This window comes from Pseudomonas sp. 2822-15, assembly GCF_002742515.1.
In the GTDB taxonomy this organism is placed as follows: domain Bacteria; phylum Pseudomonadota; class Gammaproteobacteria; order Pseudomonadales; family Pseudomonadaceae; genus Aquipseudomonas; species Aquipseudomonas salomonii.
Genome location: NZ_LJRY01000161.1, coordinates 1 through 293, shown reverse-complemented (window position 1 = coordinate 293; position 293 = coordinate 1). Strand labels below are relative to the sequence as shown.

1 protein-coding gene is annotated in these 293 nt (G+C 36.2%); it reads left to right on the top strand.

Annotated features, from left to right (window positions below; all coding sequences use genetic code 11):
• Nucleotides 1–293, top strand: a 293-nt coding sequence (locus AOA59_RS05695; protein WP_143522755.1) for a HAMP domain-containing protein, incomplete at both ends; no start/stop codon positions are given.

Below are 293 nucleotides of genomic sequence, written 5' to 3'. Positions count from 1 at the left end.
ATTTATCCTGACCAAGCAGGTACTATTTACTTATATCAATCATTAGAAATACTTGAGAGTGCTTCAAGTCAGACAAAACATATTATATTTTTATCAGCAGGTATTGCGATTGTACTGACTACTGTTTTTGCCTTTTTCTTGACAACTCGTATTACAGCTCCCCTCCGAAAAATTAGGAAAGCTTCTTTAGAGGTCGCGAAGGGGAATTTTGATATGAAGGTGCCAATTCTTAGTAATGACGAAATTGGATTCCTAGCTATAGCCTTTAATAGAATGGCAAAGGCTCTCAATAC